Below are 19,302 nucleotides of genomic sequence, written 5' to 3' on the forward strand. Positions count from 1 at the left end.
CATGTCCACTTCCTCCCGACTCATCCAGGCTGCGCGTGATCTCAGCAGCAGCCTCGCCTTCCTCACCTTCGCTCCGCCAACAGCCTACGTTTACAACCCCCTCGAATACGCCCGCGCTCCTCACGAACTCTACCTCAGCCGCTATGGCGAAGGTAAAAAGCGCGTCGTTTTCGTCGGCATGAATCCAGGCCCTTTCGGCATGACCCAGACCGGCGTTCCTTTTGGTGAAATCGCCGCTGTCCGCGACTGGATGAAGATCGAAACGGAAGTCGGGCATCCCGAGCACGAGCACCCCAAACGCCGCGTCACCGGCTTTGCCTGCAAAAACTCCGAAGTCAGCGGCCGTCGCCTCTGGGGCCTCTTCGCCCAGCGTTTCGGCGCGGCTGAAAACTTCTTCAAGGAGCATTTTGTGGCTAATTACTGCCCCCTCGTCTTCATGGAGGAAGGCGGTCGCAACCGCACCCCGGACAAGCTCCCTGCCAGTGAAACCGAGGCCATGGAAAAGCTCTGCGATGCCCACCTCTGCGAAGTCATCGCCACCCTTGATCCCGAATGGGTCATCGGCGTCGGTGCGTTTGCCGAGGCCCGCGCCCAGCGTGCCAAAGACACCCTCGGCACCCCCTTCAAAGTCGGTCGCGTCCTCCACCCCAGCCCCGCCAGCCCGCTCGCCAACCGCGACTGGCCCGGCGAAGCCACGAAGCAGCTCATCAAACAGGGCGTCTGGGAGGCCTAACCCGTTTCATCATGCCCAGGATCCACCTGCCGACGAATGCTCGTTCTTGAGGCTTCCCGCCAGATCCACCTGCACCTTCATCGTTTTCATTCTTTTATTTGTGATGACTCAAGAGGTGGTCAAAACTAAGATCCAATCACGATACTTCCAATGGAAGGCCTTTTTAGTGGCATGAAAATACAAGTCATTTTGGCAATTTGCACAGCAGTTTTCACTCTCGCATCATGCGAGTCTAAACAGTCCGTTGGTCAGCAAGATTCGATCTGGTTTCGGCCTTTAACAAAAGTGGATTTCAAAGATGTTCCCATAGCCCGCGCTGTCGAAGAACTGGTCGCCATTTATAGAAAACAATATCCCAATGATCAGCGGCTTTCCGGCTATCTGGTAGCTGCTGAGAAAGCTGGGGGATCTCGTGTGACCATGGATTTAAAAGATGTTCCTCTTGGCGAAGCCTGTCAGCTTTTGGCGACATCTTCAGGATGGAAGTATTCCTTGCATGAGCGCACTTTGTGTCTGTTCCCGGGTGGCCAAGAGAACTACCAGGCCTCCACTGAAGTGTTATCATTCTCATCGCAGGTGCGCAGCGCTCTTCGACTCAGCAACACGCCCTCAGAGGGGGAGGTCGTGAGCCAGCTCAAGGAGTTGAAAATTCGAACCATCGAATTCGATAGCGTCAGGCTTTTTGAAAAAGACGGAAATCAGTATCTAATTGTGTCGGGGACCCGAGAAGAGCTCGATACATTACATCATTTGTGGAAGCTCTTGGAAAGAGGGCTGGCTACGGGACCGTGAATAAAGACGCATCTGCGGCAGGACGTCTTCGTGTTTGAGGGGCAGACGGTTGAGTATCGCTTTCACGCGATACAGTTGCTCATGAGTTTTAATAAACCTCGAAGCACAAGCCCTAAACCCCTGTCGCCACCGCCAGCGCATCACGCACCCGCAGAATGTCCTCGTCCTTCATCGCGGGGAACATGGGAAGCGTGATCGCTTCCTGGTAATACTGCTCCGCCTCTGGGAACATCCCCTCGTTAAAGCCCAGCCTCACATAGTCAGGCTGCAAATGCACCGGGATGTAGTGCACATTCACTCCAATGCCCTGCGCGCGCAGGCTGTCAAAGACCTGCCTGCGTGTCTGCGAGATCTCGGCCAGGTTGAGCCGGATCATGTAAAGGTGCCATCCGCTGACGCCCTTCGGGTCCCTCGCAAGAGGTCGCAGCGGCAGCCCGCCTAACTCCTGATCGTACAACGCCGCGATCTCCCGCCGCCTCGCGGAAAAGGCATCCAGCTTCGTCATCTGGCTAGCCCCCAGCGCGGCTTGGATGTCCGTCATGCGGAAGTTGTAGCCCAGCTCCAGTTGCTGATAATACCACGGCCCCTCGGATTCTCCCACCATCCGGTCAGCATCGCGCGTGATGCCGTGCGTGCGCAGCATGCCGATCTTCCAGGCCAGTTCGTCATCGTTGGTCGTGATCATTCCACCCTCGCCACTCGTCACGATTTTCACTGGGTGAAAGCTATGCGAAACCGCATCTGACCACCGGCAGTTGCCGATCCGTTCGCCCTCATAGCTGCCGCCTAGAGCATGGGCACCATCTTCCAGGATCTTAAAGCCATATTTCTGCCCCAGCGCATGGATGCGGTCCATCGCGCAGGGCTGGCCGGTGAAGTGTACCGGCACCACGATCTTCGGCAGCTTCCCCTCTTTTTCAGCCTGCTGCAGTTTCGCTTCCAACCGCTCCGGGCACAGGTTCACCGTTCCTGGATCCACATCCACAAAGTCCACGTTCGCTCCGCAATAACGCCCCGCATTGGCCGAGGCGACAAAGGTGATGGGGCTGGTCCAAAGCCAATCTCCGTGTTTGAGGCCCATGGCTTTAGCGGCAAGGTGCAGCGTGGCGGTACCATTTGACATTGCTACGCCATGTTTGGCACCACACCAGCCAGCGACAGCTTCTTCGAAACGACCGATGGCGGGCCCTTGGGTGAGGAAGTCCGACTTCAGCACATCCATCACCGCCTGGAGGTCTTCAGCATCAAGAGACTGGCGACCGTAAGGAAGGAAAGAACTCATGAGTCAGAGTGAAAATTTTCGGCCAATTTGCTAGCGACAATGCTTTGGCTACTACGCAGACAAGGGATCCCACCCAGAATAGGATAAGCCCGCATGGATTCTTTACTGTACCAGCAGTCGCGCATGGGCGTGAGTTCAGTTTTATAAACAGGGCAGCAGCGGCGGGGTGTTACAGGAGCCGCTGTTTCGTCTTTGGCCAGAATCAGGAGCGCTGTGGGGTTGAGAGGATTGCGATTGCCCGCAAAGATCTCGTGCCGCATCACTCGAAAGCCTAAATGTTGAGCAAGGCCGACCAAATTGCGGCAGTAACCATGTTCATCCATGCGCTTGCGAGCTTCATCACTACCTAGTTCATAAGCAGGCTCCAGCATGACCACGTAGCGACTACAAACACGATAAAGCTCCGACAAAATCGCTGCCTCTCGCCCGTGATTCGGTTCAATGGAATGATTCGTCCAGACCACATCCACACTGCTGTCCATGTAAGGAATTTCAGTGAGGCTGCCAGTGCTGATTTGAATGTCGAAACTGGGTTCTTGCTTTTCTAGCCATTGGTTAGCGACAGCCATGCGCGACCAGCAAAGATCAAATCCGTGGATTTGCACGGGTGGCTGGGTCATTTGTGAGAGGGTCAGCCAAAGCATGTTACCTTCCCCCATCCCGGCATCCAGAATACTGCGGATCGGGCCTAGACTATCAAGTAAAGCCGCCACGTGACTGCAATACTCACGCTTATGAGCAAGCAGAGCTGGGTCTGCCAGAGCACCTACATATGACCCCGCTTGTAGGTCGTATGAGAGTTCGATCATCTTTTCATCATTGCCCTGAGCTCCCGCTTCTTGACGAAGCATCTTCATCAAATTTTGTCCCTGTTGATAGGCACTTTTCAACTCCCAAGGCTTGATGCTCGAACTCATAAGCTAAATAGAGGACTAGATGACGAAGCTTGGATCAACATGTGATTGGATGAGCGTGCGTATCTCTTCTACCGTCATCCATTCCGTGTTGGTGCCTGAATTGTAAGCAAGGCCGGACGATACCGGCGTGGCACCGTGATGATCGCAGAACGCCTTGATGGTGACATCCAAAGGCTGGCGATGTTTGTTTGGCACGATGATGTAGTGTTTGTCCGTGGAGATGGTTTGCAGGGCATCTGTGGCCGTGACCATTTCTTCGTGAATCTTTTCACCGGGTCGAATGCCGACAACAGGTTTTTCGCACTCTGGTCCGATGGCTTCCGCCACATCTGTAATGCGGTAGCTCGGAATTTTAGGCACAAAGATTTCACCACCAATGGCGTGTTCCAGCGCGTGCATCACGAGTTCCACACCTTCTTCCAGCGTGATGTTGAAGCGGGTCATTTCAGGATCTGTGATCGGCAAGACTCCGGTCTTACGCTTTTCCAAGAAAAACGGAATCACAGAGCCGCGTGACCCCATGACATTGCCATAACGGACCACACTGAACTTGATCTTCCGATCTCCGCGCACGTTGTTTGCAGCGATGAAAAGTTTATCCGAGCACAATTTCGTCGCCCCATAAAGATTGATTGGGGCCGCAGCTTTGTCTGTCGAAAGGGCAACAACGTTTTGAACATCGCTATCAAGACAAGCCTCAATGAGATTTTCTGCGCCGAGGACATTCGTTTTGATGAATTCCATCGGGTTATACTCAGCCGCAGGGACCTGCTTGAGCGCAGCTGCATGAATGACGGTATCTACCCCCTCCAGAGCACGCTGGAGGCGGTCCTTATCCCGAACGTCGCCAATGAAGAAACGCAGACGTGGGTCAGTGAACTTTTGGCCCATTTCAAACTGCTTCAGCTCATCGCGTGAATAAATTACGATGCGCTTTACCTCCGGGTTGGCAAGCAGGGTGGTAATGCATTTTTGACCGAACGAACCGGTGCCTCCGGTGACGAGAATCGAGCGAGCTGATGACACGATGATAGAAATTCCTGGGTTGTAAAAGGGCGATGGCCCGAAAGGTGACACTTGTACGCAGGCAAGGGCCTCGCAAGGTCTAAATGTCAGTTGGGTGGGCTTAGCGGCAGTTGGGTGGTTTTCCCTCCAGCTTGGTTTTCGAGGTCAGCGAGGGTGAATTTTTTGATTTGGCCTGCTTGATTGGCTTGGGTGAATTCTCCGCTATTCACATCCATGCAGGTGAGCCATCCTTCACCATAAGCCCAGGTGTCGAGGCAGATAGCATGCGGACGCAGGCTGGGGATGCCACTCTTTTGGGCCGTGTGCCCACAGATCATGGTTTTACCTGAAACATGAGGGTAACTATCATCAAAGCGCGTCCAGAACAGCCAATCATCACTTTGTTCCTTAAGAGGAAAAACCGCGTTGGCATTGGCATGAACAAAGAGATGCTTGTCGCTTTCCCAATGGCGGAGGCAGCGCTCATTCAAAAATTCCATGTGTTCTGGCGAAACATGATTCCAGGAAAGCGTGGTGCGATCTGGTGCATAGGAGAGTAGGGTCTCTCGGCCTCCGACACGCAGCCAGGCTTCTACGTCCAATTGCTCCGACATGGCATCGATGAAGAGGATTTCATGGTTGCCGAGGAGCGGTTTTAACTGTGTGGTTTTTTCTAGGTCAAGAAGGATGCTGATGACCCCTTTGGAATCGGGTCCACGATCGACGTAATCACCTAAAGTGATCAATACATCATCGCTCCCTGGCTTCACTGCATCCAGCAGTGTTTGGAGAGCGATGGAACAGCCGTGGATGTCTCCGATAGCCAGGATTCGCATCAGCCCACCTTTGCGCGTCCTAGCACAGGCGTAAACACTATTTTGCAGGCAGACGTGACTTGGGCGCCAGCGGCTGGGTTTCATTCATCCGCGCAAATTCCTCAGGCATCAGCAGTTCCACATCCGAGCCAAAGCTCATCGGGCCGAGAAAATGGAGTTCGGTCAGCTCCGCAGACTCTGCCAACCAGGCGTAGGACTGGTGGTAAAGGTGAAGAAACCGATCCACAAAGGGCGCGATGACCTCGGAGGCATCGGCTGCCATTTTCGCAGACAAAGCGCGGATATCCACCGCAGCTCCGGGATTCATCGAAATGTTAATGGGTTCGGGTAACTTCCCTTGGAGTAAGTGCTCATTTAGGGGAATCGGGCGTTTAATGGGGGGCAGGGCATACATGGCCCCATCCATGGTGGAGAGGATCTGCCGGACGAGGTTAGTCATTTTTGGCACCACTGACTGCAAAGCGGTGAAAAAACTCCCGGTATCATCAAGACTGGCATATCGAGCCCCTAAGGTTTGAAAAGCGAAGAAGGTCGTCAGCAATTCACGAAAGCTGGGAAGGGCCCCTGCCATGGCCTCATAGACTGAAACCCAGGCTGCGAGGTCCCGGCGGCGATCTGAAAGCCTATCGTCCAGATCACTTTTTTCGCTCCACCACAGCAGGCCTAGTGCGCTGGCAAATCGGCTTTCCATCTTCATTTCGTAGGCAACGAGGGCGGTCTCCATGTGCTCCATCAGCATGCGCTGGCGGGCAGCTTCACTCCGCAAAGATTGGGGTGTAGTATCATCGGTGCCAAATTGAATCCGAGAGACGGTGAAGCCTGCCAGGCTGAGAACGGCTGCCGCTTCTAGATCCCGCCGCCGCTGCCAGGCGAGGTTCCATTCCTGCAGGGCTAATTTGAGTCGGCTACCCCATTCACGGAGCTCTTTGCGAACGCGTAAAATTTCCTCCTGCAACTGAGCCCGACCAGGAGAAAATTGATGAGTGGCACCAAGACCACACATGGCACGTTCAGGATGGGCTAAGCCTCCGAAATAACGACGAATGGTGACCAAAGATTCATCTTCCCGTCGGTTTTGATGCAGCACTTCCTCGTCTGCAACCAGTCGGTTTTCATGAAGGCCGATGCCCAATTCATGCTGGTAATAAAAACAAGTAACCTGCCGTGCTAGATCGACAAACCCACGAATGAGAGCCGCAGCAGGAGCATCGGCGGGCAGCTCTTGTAAAAAATCTGCAACGGGCGCTGTTGCTGATTGTGGCTCATGAAAGCTAGCTGGACTTTTTTGGCGAGAGGCCCGGGCTACATGCCGTGCTAGAAGGAGAGCTAAGTTTTCAGGCAGACGCTGCTGAGTGATGCCGCGCTGGATCTCTGTGCGAGATGCGTCCCAGGCAATTTGGAGTAAATCCATTTTTTCCTGGAGATTTTTCCAGGCCTCTTTGCCCAGGACTTTGATTCCGGCACTGTTTGCTCCGCTGCTGAGCCTGATCAAAGCTGCTGCACTGATGAGCTTCGCCCCCATCACAAAAAGCCCAAACGGAAGTTTAGACACTCCCATCCAGAGCCAAGTGGTGACCCGTATCGAACGTTGGAGAGAGGTTTCCTTCAGGCGTTTGTTTTGCAATTCCAATTCCCATGGGTCGCGCTCATGCAATGCACGGTAGAACCACGTGTTGAGTTCACGAACCAGATGCGAAAACGTTGTTCCTAGTCCTCCGGCATTCAGGGCTAATTCGCGAACTAAAAGAGCGGCAAATTCTCGGGCACTTACCACTGAAACGATGGGCAATCCGATGTGTAGGATGAGCTCTCCACCAGCTACACCGAGGACGCCATCCTTTACAGAAGAACGGATGCCGATGGAGGTATCCAACCAAATTTCCTGCGGGGGGTCCAACTTCAAATGCCAACAGATTTCATCCACCAACTCAAAGATGCGCGGTTGGCTAGAAGGTGTGATTTGCAGGGCCACATGAACGGAGCGGGGGCGCGGCATCAAGGGGCGTAGCGTGAAAATCCAAGTGACTACACCCGCAGCGATGTAAGCTACAGGGAGAGCATCCTGCCAACTCCAGCTATCTGCTAGGGCTAGAGAAGTCACCCACTCAAATCCTAGCCACCCCACAAAGAAACCTGAGATAATGACCAAAAGCAGGTAGGCTAGAGGCAGCATCAGTGTAAGACTGCTGGTCGCCAGCAATAGCAAAAAATGGAATGGCCCGCGCCAGGGAGTCAGGCGCACACGCTTCAGCGGCGGAGGGGCGATGGGTTCAGGCATTATGTGTCATTTTGATGAAAATATCTCATAATTATGGAAATTAAAGTAAACAGATCGAGAAAATGAACTTTTCCAGAGGTTGGCTATCGAGTTGCCAAAAGATCATCCCACTCCCTCATTGTACTTTTCTAAATCATGGAATCTCTGAATAAAGCTCTGGTGCTGGCCCACATCCAAAAAACGCTGGATGAAGAATTGGCCGTGCTGACACGGGGAGCTCGTGCCTCTTTTGCGGCTGCGACTGATCCCGATAGCCGCGCAGAAAACAAATATGATACCCGCACTCTGGAGGCTTCCTACGTCGCTCGCGGACAGGCACAGCGTGTTCAGGAGTTACAATCTGCAATCCATCTTTTCCAAGCTCTTACTCAGGAGACCTCGTCCAGTCCCAGCATTCAACTTGGCTCTTTTATTCTTTTGGATGAAGATCAATATTACTTCATGGGGCCTGGTGCAGGTGGGACTGAGATCACCCTAGACGGAAAGGAAATTCTCGTCATCACTCCTGCCTCACCCTTGGGAAAAAAACTCATGGGGAAACGAGTGGGAGATCGTGTGGAACACAGACCTGGGATGGGATTCCGAATCACGCTGGTGGAGTAGTGCAGAGGCGCCATCTTTGGGTTTCCCCGGGGAAGATTGTTCGTGGTATAATGATGGATGTTTCCGTTCTACGGGTCATCATTTATGCTGTTTTGGCCATGAAACCGTTTTGAACGTGAATTCTAATTGCGGCTTTCTGAAGTTGTCGAGACATGATCGGAACAGCGAATTCTCACGCGGCCACAGCTCCTGAATTCGCTCTGATTGTACCGAGATATTCCCTTTTGCACCCAAGCCTCTTGCGTTTGGCGAAACAGCTTCTTCTTTTCGTTCGTTATCAGAGCCCTCCACCATGCGTCTTTCTTCTCTTTTGGTCTTCCTCGGCCTTGTCGGCCATCTCCCAGCCGCGGAGAAAAAAGAACAGCCGATGACACCCGGAGGTGTGTATCGTGCGCATGACATGCAGCGCCCCCGGCCCCAGGTGATCAGCCCACCGGGATTCAGCACCCATGAAAAGGCGGGCTCCCCCCCCTCAGATGCCAAGATCCTCTTTGATGGCAAAGATCTTTCTCATTGGAAGCGCGAGCCGCGCAAAGACTCTGGAACTGGCGATGACAAGCCCCAATGGAAAGTCGAGAACGGCTACATGGAAATCGTTGGCCGCAGCGGGAGCATCCGTACGCGTGACACGTTTAAGGGCGACGGCCACCTGCACTTGGAGTGGGCCACGCCCGCCACCGTCGCCGGCAACGGCCAGGGCCGCGGCAATAGCGGTGTCTTCATCGGCGGTTTCCCTGAAATCCAAGTGCTTGACTCTTACCAGAACGATACTTATCCGGATGGTCAAGCCTCGGGCCTTTACAGCCATTACCCACCTATGGTCAATGCTAGTCGCAAGCCCGGCGAGTGGCAGACCTACGATATCTTTTTTGAGCGGGCCAAACCCGGCGCTAAGGCAAAACTGACCGTCATTCACAATGGCATCGTCGTTCACTTCCAGCGTGAGTTTGATAGCATTGCTCAGGAGGGTGACCTGATGCTCCAAGATCACCTGAATCCCGTCCGCTTTCGTAACATTTGGTTACGTCCCCTACGAGTGGATTCCGACAAAGCTGGCCTGCTAACTCCAGCAAAAGCAGCGATTGAGATAAAAAAATCTCCGGGTTCAGCTCCCCTCAAAATCATTCGCATCAAAACCATGACGGCTCAGATGAAGTATGATCAAAATGAGTTTGTTGTTCGTCCAGGCGAGGCCGTGAAAGTCATCTTTGAAAACGGAGACGATTTGCCGCACAACATCGTCTTTTGTCAGCCAGGCACCGATACCGCTGCCATGGCCCTGAAGCAGATGGAAAACGTCGAGGCTGCTCTCAAGCGGAATTGGGTGCCAGATGACAAGCGCGTGTGGCTGCATTCGAAAATGCTCAATCCTCATGAAGAGGAAGCCCTCACCTTCACAGCTCCAGAAAAAGCAGGGGATTATCCCTTTGTCTGCACCTTTCCGGGCCATGCCCTTACTATGAACGGCAAGATGAAAGTCTTGCCTCTCGGCGATGGCCTCAAAGACCTCAAATTCGCCCTTTATCAGGGAGCCTGGAAAAGCCTTCCAGATTTTTCGAAACTCAAACCGCACCGTGAAGGCATGGTCGAAGACAACCTCATTCAGATCAAGCTCGACGACTACAAGAACGAGTTCGGCGTCGTCTTCACCGGCAAGCTTCATGCTCCGCGCAAGGGCAGCTACCGTTTTTACATCACAGGGGATGATGGGGTCCGACTTCTTGTGGATGGTAAAAACATCGTCGAATTCGACGGTATTCACCCAGCCGGAGACATTAAGGAAGGTTCCGCCCAGCTTGAGGAAGGTCTCCATGATTTCCGTCTCGAATATTTCCAAGCTGGAGGAGACATCGCCGTCTTTGCAGCCTGGAAAGGTAGCCATTTCGACATCACGCCCCTCTCAAAGTGGACACCCAAAGGCTGGGAAAAAGGGGCCAAACCGAAGCAGAAGAAGGATTTCGATCCCATCCCTCTTGTGGTTAAAAATGAGCCTGTCATCTACCGCAATTTCATTGCTGGAGCGGGCAATCGGGGCATCGCCGTCGGGTATCCGGGGGGGATCAGCGTTGCCTGGAGTGCGGAACAGATGAACCTCGCCCTTATTTGGCGCGGAGCTTTCATGGATGCCTCCAAACATTGGAATAGCCGCGGCGGTGGTTACCAGGCCCCTCTTGGTTATGATGTTCTCAGCCCTTCCCAGGGGCAGCCTTTCGCCATCCTCGCGACGCCAGAGGCTGCCTGGCCAGAAAAACAGGAGCGGGCTCCGGGGTACGCCTGGAAAGGCTATCGTCTTGATACCTCACGCCATCCCACCTTCCTTTATGAATGGAATGGTCTGAAAGTGGCAGATCGCTGCGCAGCCGCACCTAACCAATTGCAACGAACGCTGAAGATCGATGGCCAGGTGCCTGCAAACATGTGGCTGCGCATCGCCTCTGGTAAGATCGAAGCCAAGGACGGAGGCTTCCTCATTGATGCAGGAAAGCTTAATCTTGAAGGGCGTGCTTTTGAAAACAAGCTCCGCATCACTGCTGCAGGAGCCCGCATCGTGGGGGGGAATCTCCTCCTCCCCATCACTGGTTCAGAGGTCTCCGTCACGTATTCCTGGCCTCAGTGATCCGCCCTCGATCCCACGTCTTCTTTTTCGTTCTCATGAAACGTTTTGTTTTTCTTTCCCTCGTGGTCTCGCTCTGCAGCACTCTTTCTGCTGCGGATCCTGTCGAAGCCGATTTTTACAAGATCACCACCTACACGACTCCGGCAGAGACTGCCCTGGAAGTGGGGTCCATTGAGCTTTTACCGGACGACAAACTCGCTTTAGGAACTCGCCGCGGGGAGATCTGGATCGTCTCCAATGCGCAGCAGTCCGATCCCTCAAAAATCAGTTACAAGCTATTTGCCTCCGGCCTGCATGAAGTTCTGGGCCTGGGTTACAAAGAGGGCGCTCTTTACGCCACGACTCGTTATGAAATTACCCGCCTCAAGGATGAGGATGGCGATGGTCGGGCTGATGTGTTTGAGAACGTGAACGACCAATGGGGCGTCTCTGGCGACTACCATGAGTATGCTCTTGGCAGCCGTTTTGATAAACAGGGCGACCTTTGGGTCACCCTCTGTCTCACAGGATCATTCGACAGCAAGGTGCCGTTCCGTGGCTGGGCCGTCCGTATCAAGCCAGATGGCACCCTTGTTCCCACTTGCAGCGGCATTCGTAGCCCTGGCGGTGTCGGCTTTGATGCCGATGGCGAAGTCTATTATGTGGACAATCAGGGCCCCTGGCATGGTTCCTCCACCCTTCAGCACCTCGTCCCGGGCAGCTTCCAGGGGCATCCTGCTGGCAATATCTGGTATTCTCTCGCTCCGAACATGGGGCCTCGGCCTGTGGATCCCATCCCGGAAGCTTTCAAGGGCAACCGCAAACGGGGCGAAGCTAATCCCAATGGCGATCCTGACCGCATTGTCACTGAGCGCAAACGCATCAAGGAACTCCTTCCTCCTGCCGTATATCTCGTTCATGGCAAGGTCGGCAACTCTCCCACCTTCATCCTCTGCGATGAATCCGGCGGCAAATTTGGCCCTTTCCAAAAGCAGCTTTTTATTGCCGACCAGAGCCACAGCAATGTCAGCCGCGTCTTTCTTGAAACCGTCAACGGCATCAAACAGGGCGCTGTCATTCCTTTCCGCACCGGTTTTGCTAGTGGTCTCATTGGTGGGCGCATGGATGCTGAAGGCCATCTTTACACCGGCGGCAGTGATCGTGGCTGGGGTGCCCGTGGTGGCAAACCGTTTTGCTTTGAGAAGCTGGAATGGACCGGAAAGTTGCCCTTTGAAATCCATGAAATGCGTGCCACTCCGGATGGCTTCGAGCTGACCTTTACCGAACCCGTGGATGTTAAATCCGCCAGTGATGTGACCAGTTACTCCATGCGCGAGTTTACCTATGCTTACCGCGAAGACTACGGAGGTCCCGAGGTGGATGAGATCCTTGCCAAAATCAGTTCGGCCAAAGTCGGTGCTGACGGTAAGTCTGTGAAGTTGACTCTCTCTCCCATGACGCAGGGACACGTTCATGAACTCCACCTCGATGGGGTGAAGAACGCCAAAAGCCAGCCACTTCTTCATTCCGTCGCTTACTACACGCTCAATGAAATTCCGAAGCGATAGAGGCTAGGTCAGATAGCGTTATCAGAGGCGTTATGAAGCCTCTCTTTTTACTCCTGACCTTTGGGTTAGCCCTCCAAACTTGGGCGGGGGATGCACGACCGAATGTTCTGTTGATGGTTTCGGACGACCTTGCAGCGACGCTTGGCTGCTATGGTCATCCTCAGGCGCAAACTCCACATTTAGATGCACTGGCCAAGGAAGGGGTGCTCTTTAGCCGCGCTTACTGCCAGTTCCCACACTGCAATCCATCCCGCTCTTCTTTTCTGAGTGGTCTGCGGCCTAACCAGACCCGTGTCACGGACAATGCCGACAGCCTCTACGTCAACATCCCGGACGTCCTCACCCTGCCGCACCACTTTCGCCAGCAAGGTTACGCCACTGCTCGCTGTGGCAAGCTCTTCCACCTCGGCATCCCCACTGGCCTGGAAAGCATGGATGATCCGCACGCCTGGGACTTCGGCACGCCCTTTAAGGACGAGCGTCCTTATCCGCCCAAACGCAACTCTATCGTCACCGTTCAGACAGGCAAGAAGCAGGGGTTGGTCTGGCAGGAAATCCCGGGGGATGACGACCAGCTCTGCGACGGTGCCTTTGCCACCACCGCCATCGGCTGGTTGAAGAAGCGCGATGCCGACAAGCCCTTCTTCCTCGCTGTCGGCTTTCACCGTCCGCATCTGCCCCTCGTTGCTCCGGCTAAATACTTTGACCTCTATCCTCTGGATGAGATCACCCTGCCTGACTCTCCCGCCAATGATGTCGAGGACATCCCCGCTCCGGCTCGCAATGGTTCCGTGCCCGGTTATGCCATGACCTCCACGCCGGAACAGCGCCGCGCATCCATCCGCGCTTACCTCGCCTGTGTCAGTTATGTGGATGCGCAGGCTGGTCGTCTGCTGGCCTCGCTGAAGGAGCAAGGCCTCTTGGAGAACACCATCATCATCTTCACCAGTGACCACGGCTGGCACCTCGGTGAACATGGCCTCTGGCATAAGCGAAGTCTTTTCGAGGAAAGCGCCCGCGTCCCGCTCATCGTCTCCGCTCCCGGCATGAAGGGCAATGGCCGCACCGCCGTGGGCCTTGCGGAGCTTACCGATCTCTATCCCACGCTGTGCGATCTCTGCGGTATTTCGGCCCCTTCTCACTTGCAGGGCAAAAGCCTTCGCCCCGTGCTGAACGACCCCGCCTCATCCGTTCATGTCGCCGCCTTCACTCAGGCCCGCCGTGGAAAAGATGCAGAGCATTGGGGCCGCAGCGTGCGCACTCCCCGCTGGCGCTGCACGGAGTGGGACGAGGGCCGAAACGGCATCGAACTCTATGATCACGAGGCCGATCCGCATGAATACACCAATCTTGCCCAGGTCCCTGAGCATGCCCCCACCTTGAAGGAACTGCGTGCCATGCTCGCTAAACACCTTCCGCAGATGGTGCTTTCTGAGAAACGCTGATTGGAGTGACTCAGAAAGCTTCGTCATTCGCTCAAGCTTCCAGTTTCCAAGGACCGCGATATTCACGGGTCAACAGCTTGCTGGCTTCTGGATCGTTGAGAATCACTTCTTTCACTGGGTCCCATTTGATCGGACGATTCACCAGGAAGGCTATCAGGGCGAGGTGGCCCGGTGTGGCGCTCCGGTGGGCCGTTTCCACAGGGGTCACCGTCGGCTTACGGTTCTTCACACAATCCAGGAAGTTGCGGTGATGGCCCGGGGTTTCATAGAGGCGGGTCTTGATGACGTCGTCACCCATTTTGGGGGCCGTGGCTGCTTCCACTACCTTGTCGCCCTCACGCTTCTTGATGATCTTCTTCAACTCGGGCTTGGAGGCATCGTATGAGCCGCGGTTTACATGGACCCAGCCATCTGTGCCGATCCACTTGGTTCCCATTTTGATGTCATCATGACCGCCTGCGATGGTCATCACGATGTCACCAGCATAGGTCGCTTCGGCTCGGTACTTGGTTGCTGTGTTCCAAATGTCTGTGCGGGGCGGCATGTCCACTTGCAGAGGTTTGACGAGAGAAGGGCCGCTGCTGTCCATATCCATGCCCCAGTGGGCGATGTCGCAGTGGTGACCGATCCAGTCGAGGAGCTGGCCGCCGCCGATGTTGTAGTCCCAGCGCCAGTTTTTATGGACTCGGCACTCAATGTACTCCTGCATCGCCGCAGGCCCGATCCACATCTCATAGTCTAGCTCCGCTGGCGGTGGGGTGACGCTGCGCTTGTCCCCCGTCTTGGCAAAGTCGTTGTGGCCTGCGGGCAGGCCTACTTCTACATGAGTAAGTTTGCCAATGAGTCCATTGCGGACGACTTCCGCACCGATGCGGAAGTTATTTTCACTGCGCTGCCAAGATCCAGTCTGCCAGATGCGACCATAGCGTTTGACGGCATTCACGATGGCCTGCTGCTCGGCAACGGTGCGAGCAAGGGGCTTTTCTCCATAGATATCCTTACCGTTCTTGGCGGCTTCGATGGAGGTCAGTGCATGCCAATTGTCCGGCAGGGCCAGCATGACGCTGTCAATGTCCTTACGGGCCATTACTTCACGGTAGTCATGATAGCCTTTACAGTCGGTATTCTTGTAGGCGGCATTGACGGTGTTCACGGCCTTTTCCAGGTTCCGTTTGTCAATATCACAGGCCGCTACGATCTGGCAGTCGGCCTCAGCGAGGAATTTATTGGTGTTACTGGGGCCCATCATGCCCCAGCCCAAAACGGCCATGGTGATCTTATTGGAAGGAGCATTCTGCCCAAGAACACTGGCAGGAATGATGGCTGGAAAACCGAGTACACCTGCCGACTTGGCCAGGAATTGACGGCGAGAAGATAGGGGAATGCGTTTCATTAAGGTCACGTTTGTAGCCAAAGTAGGGCAGAGGTGTCCAGAATGAATTGAGGAACAAATGACGAGTTTTCTCGCCACAATCTTCATTCCCCCCTAAAGCTAGTGATTCTGGTCGCAAAATCCGTTTGCAAATCGGGCAGAGGCAACCATAAAGCGCCCCGCGCGTTTTTGAACGCAGCAGAGTGTCTGTGTGTCACAGTGCACTCCCTGTTAAGACAACCCCAAACAACCATGATAGTGACAGTATGATCCAAGTGCAAAACCTCCGAAAAGTGTTCGGCAGTAAGGTGGCGGTGGACGACGTCTCCTTCTCTGTCGAAAAGGGTCAGGTCCTCGGCTTCCTTGGCCCTAACGGTGCTGGCAAATCCACCTCCATGCGCATGGTTACGGGCTACTTCCGCCCGACTTCCGGCAGCATTAAAATTGGGGGTATCAATATGCTGGAGGAGCCAGAACTGGCTAAGCGATCTCTCGGCTACTTGCCAGAAAACGCCCCTCTTTATTCCGATATGACCGTCGCGAGTTTCCTCGGCTTCTGTGCCGAAATCCGTGGCGTTACGGGTGCTGCTAAAATCAAAGCGGTTGATCGAGTCTTAGAACTTTGCTTCCTAGAAAGTGTGCGGAACCAGAGTGTGGACACGCTTTCAAAAGGTTACCGTCACCGCACGTGTTTTGCCCAGAGCATCATTCACGATCCCGAAGTGCTCATTCTCGATGAACCCACGGACGGTCTGGACCCAAATCAGAAGCACGAAATACGTGGCTTGATCAAACGCATGGGCGAGACAAAGGCCATCATCTTCTCCACACACATCTTGGAGGAGGTGGAGGCGGCCTGTTCACGCGCCATCATCATTGACCGTGGTAAAGTCATCGCGGACGGCACGCCTGACCAGCTCAAAAAACTCGTCCCAGGCGTCAATACCCTGGATGAAGTGTTCCGCGCGATCACTCGCCCTGACACCGTGAAGTAAGAACTTCTTCAACCCTCTTTCGACCTTTTTTAACAACCTCATGAAAAGCAGAGACCTGGAAAACACTCTGGCGATTTTTAAGCGGGAGTTCCTCTCCTACTTCAATTCCCCGGTGCTTTACGTCATCGTCGTGATCTACCTTTTGGCCACGATGGCTTTCACCTTCTTCTTCGGTCAGCAGTTGCTGGAGACGAATAACGCCTCACTTACGGAAACCTTCTTTGTCTGGCATCCCTGGATTTATGTAGTGCTGGCCCCTGCTGTGGGCATGCGCCTGTGGTCCGAGGAGCATCGTCTGGGCACCTTCGAACTCCTGATGACCATGCCGCTGTCTCCCTGGCAGGCCATCATTGGCAAATTCTTTGCCGCAGCGATGGTCTGGCTTATCGGTCTGGCCCTTACATTCCCGGTGATCATCACCGTTTGCTGGTTGGGTAATCCAGATCCTGGTCCCATGATCACTGGGTATGCGGCGAGTTATCTGTATGCCCTCGGCTGCCTGGCGGTGACGAGCGCGGCGAGTGCCTACACTCGCAGTCAAGTGGTGTGCTTCATTGTTTCTGTGGCCCTTTGCATCGCCCTGACTTTGATCGGCCACCCAGGTATTTTGAATACGGTGCTTAACACTGTGCCTTCAGTTCTTGAACCCGTGGTGCGTTTCATCAGCTACCTGAGCTTTATGGATCACTTCTTTGAAATGACCCGTGGCATCTTTGTGCTGAGAGACGTGCTCTACTTCGTTTCGGTGATCATCGTGGCGCTCATTGTGACTCACATGGGACTGCGTTCCAAACGTGCTTAAGCTAGGTGTTACTTTTCAACCCTTTCAGAATCCTTTTATGAATTTGAATAGCAAAGAAGGCACCGCAGGCATCACGGCACTGCTGGTCATCGCCATCGTGTTGGCCGTGAACTTCCTGGTCGGTGGGCTAGGCCTAGGCAATGCCCGTGTAGATTTGACTCAAAACAAACTGTACACCTTGGCCGATGGCACACGCAATATTTTGGATCGTCTGAATCCAGATAAACCCGTCACTATTCGTTATTACGAAACGTCTGATGATCGCATCATGCCCCCGCAGCTCAAGATGCGCGCCACGGTGGTTCGGGATCTTCTTTTGGAGTTTCAAACCGCTGCCAAAGGCAAAATCATCTTGGAGCGGTTGACGCCAAATCCGAATACGGAAGATGAAGACCGTGCCCGTGAAGATGATCTCCAGGGCATCCAAGTGAACCAAGATGGCGATACCCTTTACTTCGGTATGGCGATTCAGTCGGCCGCACAAAAAGAAGTGCTGCCTTTCCTGAATCCCGGTGAAGAAACGTCTCTGGAATACAACATCACCCGTGCCATCCAGAAAGTATCTAAAACATCCAAGACCGTAGTGGGTGTGATGACTTCCATGCCGATCATGGGCTCTCCAATGTTTCCTTTCCAGCAGCAGCGGGGGCAGCAGCCTTGGGTTCTCATCCAACGTTTGCGCATGGATTACGAGGTGCGTGATGTGCCCATGAGTTCTGATAAGATCGATTCCGATATCAACACTCTGGTCGTGATCCACCCTGCCGATATCACTGAGGCCGCCGAGTACGCGATTGATCAATACCTCCTCAAAGGTGGTAAAGTGATCGCCTTGGTGGATCCGCAGAGCATCGTGGCGAAGCGGGTTTACAGCAACCAACCCAACCCCATGACTGGTCAACCAGGTGGGGTGATCAATCCGACCTCAGATTTGCCTAATCTTTTAAAGGCATGGGGAGTCTCTTTCTCCAAAACGCAGGTCGTAGCAGATGTGAATTATCGCAGTGCTCAAGGGGGACAAAATCCTCTGGATCTCGAACTTCCTGCGGAAGCCTTAAGCCAAACGGATCGTATCACCGCCAGCTTGCAACCTCTGCGGGTGCTGGTTTCGGGGGCATTTACTTTGGATACTCGAGATGGGATTGAATCCACCATTCTTGCAAGCAGTTCTAAAGCCAACGAAATGCTCGATGTCTCAGAAGCAGAATCGCTGACTCCGGAACGCATGAATACTTTCAGCCCCACCGGTCGGCCTCAGATTTTGGCGGTACGGCTGAGTGGAAAATTCAAAACAGCATTTCCTGGCGGTCGTCCAAAAACCCCGGCGGCAGGATTGGAATCCGGTGGCGCACAAGAGGATACAACGGCCCCCAAACCTGCGGATGCTCCAGCTCCGCCTGTCGTGACAACATCACCTGCTGCACCAGTTGCTACACCAAAGGTGGAAACTCCTGCTAAGCCGGCCGAGAAGAAGGAAGAGTTTAATATCAGTGACGGCACCATCAAGGAATCCGTCAGCAGTGAAGGTATGGTCGTTTTGTTTGCGGACGCCGATATGATGTATGATGAACTCTGCGTGGCGCGAGATCGCTTGGGTGAAATGGTCGCTGCCAACGCAAACCTGCCTTTGATGCTCAACGCCATCGAGGTTCTGAGTGGTGGCGGAGACCTTCTCCAAGTGCGTAGCCGTGCTGCCACTCAGCGTCCATTCCTGAAGATGGCTGAATTGCGTGAAAAGGTGGATCAAAAGTTCCGCCCTCAACGTCAAGCTCTCCAGACTAAGCTGGATGAAACCGCTCAGAAAATGGGTCCTCTGCGCGTGAAAGACGGTCAGTTGGCTGATCCTAGTCAGATCAAAGAGCTCAATGAGTTGATGAAGACGCAATCGGATATCAACCGCAAGATTCGTGAAGTGAAACGTGAACAGAATAAGGAAATCGAGTTCACCAAATCCATGATCGTGCTGCTGAACTTCCTGGTTGTGCCTTTGCTGGTGGTCTCCCTGGGGATTCTGTTGGCCATTCGTCGGCGTGTGATCACCGCTGCAGTTTGATTTCTATTTTTTACACTCTTCAATT

General features: G+C 54.0%; 15 protein-coding genes. 9 read left to right on the forward strand and 6 right to left on the reverse strand.

The window, feature by feature from the left end; all coding sequences use genetic code 11:
* The first annotated feature begins 1 nt into the window (after nucleotide 1).
* A complete protein-coding gene (locus HNQ64_RS16395; protein ID WP_184210555.1) occupies nucleotides 2–733 on the forward strand; it encodes a uracil-DNA glycosylase family protein in 732 nt (243 codons plus the stop codon).
* Nucleotides 734–904: 171 nt separating this feature from the next.
* The gene (locus tag HNQ64_RS16400) at nucleotides 905–1,525 is read left to right on the forward strand and encodes a hypothetical protein (RefSeq protein WP_184210556.1); all 621 of its coding nucleotides are present in this window, start codon (nucleotides 905–907) and stop codon (nucleotides 1,523–1,525) included.
* A gap of 112 nt (nucleotides 1,526–1,637) precedes the next feature.
* Here the strand turns inward: HNQ64_RS16400 and pseC are convergent, their stop codons facing one another.
* The 5 genes from pseC to HNQ64_RS16425 all read right to left on the reverse strand — a co-directional run bounded on the left by pseC (nucleotide 1,638) and on the right by HNQ64_RS16425 (nucleotide 7,843).
* Nucleotides 1,638–2,807 (reverse strand): UDP-4-amino-4,6-dideoxy-N-acetyl-beta-L-altrosamine transaminase, encoded by a 1,170-nt coding sequence (pseC, locus tag HNQ64_RS16405; protein ID WP_184210558.1) that lies wholly within the window; start codon nucleotides 2,805–2,807, stop codon nucleotides 1,638–1,640.
* Entirely contained in the window at nucleotides 2,804–3,658 is an 855-nt protein-coding gene (locus HNQ64_RS16410) for a class I SAM-dependent methyltransferase (protein ID WP_184210560.1), read from the reverse strand. Before HNQ64_RS16410 ends, pseC begins: the two co-directional genes overlap by 4 nt.
* Before the next feature lie 81 nt (nucleotides 3,659–3,739).
* The gene (gene pseB / locus HNQ64_RS16415) at nucleotides 3,740–4,756 is read right to left on the reverse strand and encodes a UDP-N-acetylglucosamine 4,6-dehydratase (inverting) (RefSeq protein WP_184210850.1); all 1,017 of its coding nucleotides are present in this window, start codon (nucleotides 4,754–4,756) and stop codon (nucleotides 3,740–3,742) included.
* Between the two features lie 80 nt (nucleotides 4,757–4,836).
* On the reverse strand, nucleotides 4,837–5,649 hold the full coding sequence (locus HNQ64_RS16420; RefSeq protein WP_221305472.1) for a metallophosphoesterase family protein: 813 nt from the start codon (nucleotides 5,647–5,649) through the stop codon (nucleotides 4,837–4,839).
* A complete protein-coding gene (locus tag HNQ64_RS16425) occupies nucleotides 5,603–7,843 on the reverse strand; it encodes a M48 family metalloprotease (RefSeq protein ID WP_184210563.1) in 2,241 nt (746 codons plus the stop codon). The genes HNQ64_RS16420 and HNQ64_RS16425 overlap by 47 nt, the downstream gene beginning before the upstream one ends.
* A gap of 135 nt (nucleotides 7,844–7,978) precedes the next feature.
* On the opposite strand from HNQ64_RS16425, the gene HNQ64_RS16430 reads away from it, so the two are divergent.
* The 4 genes from HNQ64_RS16430 to HNQ64_RS16445 all read left to right on the forward strand — a co-directional run bounded on the left by HNQ64_RS16430 (nucleotide 7,979) and on the right by HNQ64_RS16445 (nucleotide 14,055).
* Nucleotides 7,979–8,446, forward strand: a complete 468-nt coding sequence (locus HNQ64_RS16430; RefSeq protein ID WP_184210565.1) for a GreA/GreB family elongation factor — start codon at nucleotides 7,979–7,981, stop codon at nucleotides 8,444–8,446.
* A gap of 292 nt (nucleotides 8,447–8,738) precedes the next feature.
* The gene (locus tag HNQ64_RS16435; protein WP_184210567.1) at nucleotides 8,739–11,063 is read left to right on the forward strand and encodes a family 16 glycoside hydrolase; all 2,325 of its coding nucleotides are present in this window, start codon (nucleotides 8,739–8,741) and stop codon (nucleotides 11,061–11,063) included.
* A gap of 35 nt (nucleotides 11,064–11,098) precedes the next feature.
* Nucleotides 11,099–12,610, forward strand: a complete 1,512-nt coding sequence (locus HNQ64_RS16440; RefSeq protein ID WP_184210569.1) for a DUF7133 domain-containing protein — start codon at nucleotides 11,099–11,101, stop codon at nucleotides 12,608–12,610.
* A gap of 32 nt (nucleotides 12,611–12,642) precedes the next feature.
* Nucleotides 12,643–14,055: a sulfatase gene (locus tag HNQ64_RS16445; protein ID WP_184210571.1), complete on the forward strand. Its 1,413-nt coding sequence runs from the start codon at nucleotides 12,643–12,645 to the stop codon at nucleotides 14,053–14,055.
* A 31-nt stretch (nucleotides 14,056–14,086) separates the two neighbouring features.
* On the opposite strand, the gene HNQ64_RS16450 is transcribed toward HNQ64_RS16445, so the two are convergent.
* The gene (locus HNQ64_RS16450) at nucleotides 14,087–15,448 is read right to left on the reverse strand and encodes a Gfo/Idh/MocA family protein (protein WP_184210574.1); all 1,362 of its coding nucleotides are present in this window, start codon (nucleotides 15,446–15,448) and stop codon (nucleotides 14,087–14,089) included.
* A 245-nt stretch (nucleotides 15,449–15,693) separates the two neighbouring features.
* Between HNQ64_RS16450 and HNQ64_RS16455 the strand changes: the two genes are divergently transcribed.
* Genes HNQ64_RS16455 through HNQ64_RS16465 form a run of 3 tightly spaced genes read left to right on the forward strand, consistent with a single transcriptional unit; the run spans nucleotide 15,694 to nucleotide 19,277 of the window.
* Nucleotides 15,694–16,422: an ABC transporter ATP-binding protein gene (locus HNQ64_RS16455; RefSeq protein ID WP_184210576.1), complete on the forward strand. Its 729-nt coding sequence runs from the start codon at nucleotides 15,694–15,696 to the stop codon at nucleotides 16,420–16,422.
* 40 nt (nucleotides 16,423–16,462) lie between these two features.
* Complete coding sequence (locus HNQ64_RS16460) at nucleotides 16,463–17,224, forward strand: ABC transporter permease (protein WP_184210578.1); 762 nt, start codon at nucleotides 16,463–16,465, stop codon at nucleotides 17,222–17,224.
* A 37-nt stretch (nucleotides 17,225–17,261) separates the two neighbouring features.
* On the forward strand, nucleotides 17,262–19,277 hold the full coding sequence (locus HNQ64_RS16465; protein WP_184210580.1) for a GldG family protein: 2,016 nt from the start codon (nucleotides 17,262–17,264) through the stop codon (nucleotides 19,275–19,277).
* The last annotated feature ends 25 nt before the right edge of the window (nucleotides 19,278–19,302 follow it).

Source organism: Prosthecobacter dejongeii (assembly GCF_014203045.1).
GTDB classification, from domain to species: Bacteria; Verrucomicrobiota; Verrucomicrobiia; order Verrucomicrobiales; family Verrucomicrobiaceae; genus Prosthecobacter; species Prosthecobacter dejongeii.

Excerpts from the sequence above, each read along its gene's own strand:
- HNQ64_RS16455 (WP_184210576.1), top strand. The coding sequence starts at position 15,694 with ATGATCCAAGTGCAAAACCTCCGAAAAGTGTTCGGCAGTAAGGTGGCG.
- pseC (WP_184210558.1), bottom strand. The coding sequence starts at position 2,807 with ATGAGTTCTTTCCTTCCTTACGGTCGCCAGTCTCTTGATGCTGAAGAC.
- HNQ64_RS16440 (WP_184210569.1), top strand. The coding sequence starts at position 11,099 with ATGAAACGTTTTGTTTTTCTTTCCCTCGTGGTCTCGCTCTGCAGCACT.
- HNQ64_RS16410 (WP_184210560.1), bottom strand. The coding sequence starts at position 3,658 with ATGCTTCGTCAAGAAGCGGGAGCTCAGGGCAATGATGAAAAGATGATC.
- HNQ64_RS16430 (WP_184210565.1), top strand. The coding sequence starts at position 7,979 with ATGGAATCTCTGAATAAAGCTCTGGTGCTGGCCCACATCCAAAAAACG.
- HNQ64_RS16400 (WP_184210556.1), top strand. The coding sequence starts at position 905 with ATGAAAATACAAGTCATTTTGGCAATTTGCACAGCAGTTTTCACTCTC.
- HNQ64_RS16420 (WP_221305472.1), bottom strand. The coding sequence starts at position 5,649 with ATGAAACCCAGCCGCTGGCGCCCAAGTCACGTCTGCCTGCAAAATAGT.
- HNQ64_RS16435 (WP_184210567.1), top strand. The coding sequence starts at position 8,739 with ATGCGTCTTTCTTCTCTTTTGGTCTTCCTCGGCCTTGTCGGCCATCTC.
- HNQ64_RS16445 (WP_184210571.1), top strand. The coding sequence starts at position 12,643 with ATGAAGCCTCTCTTTTTACTCCTGACCTTTGGGTTAGCCCTCCAAACT.
- HNQ64_RS16460 (WP_184210578.1), top strand. The coding sequence starts at position 16,463 with ATGAAAAGCAGAGACCTGGAAAACACTCTGGCGATTTTTAAGCGGGAG.
- HNQ64_RS16395 (WP_184210555.1), top strand. The coding sequence starts at position 2 with ATGTCCACTTCCTCCCGACTCATCCAGGCTGCGCGTGATCTCAGCAGC.
- HNQ64_RS16450 (WP_184210574.1), bottom strand. The coding sequence starts at position 15,448 with ATGAAACGCATTCCCCTATCTTCTCGCCGTCAATTCCTGGCCAAGTCG.
- HNQ64_RS16465 (WP_184210580.1), top strand. The coding sequence starts at position 17,262 with ATGAATTTGAATAGCAAAGAAGGCACCGCAGGCATCACGGCACTGCTG.
- HNQ64_RS16425 (WP_184210563.1), bottom strand. The coding sequence starts at position 7,843 with ATGCCTGAACCCATCGCCCCTCCGCCGCTGAAGCGTGTGCGCCTGACT.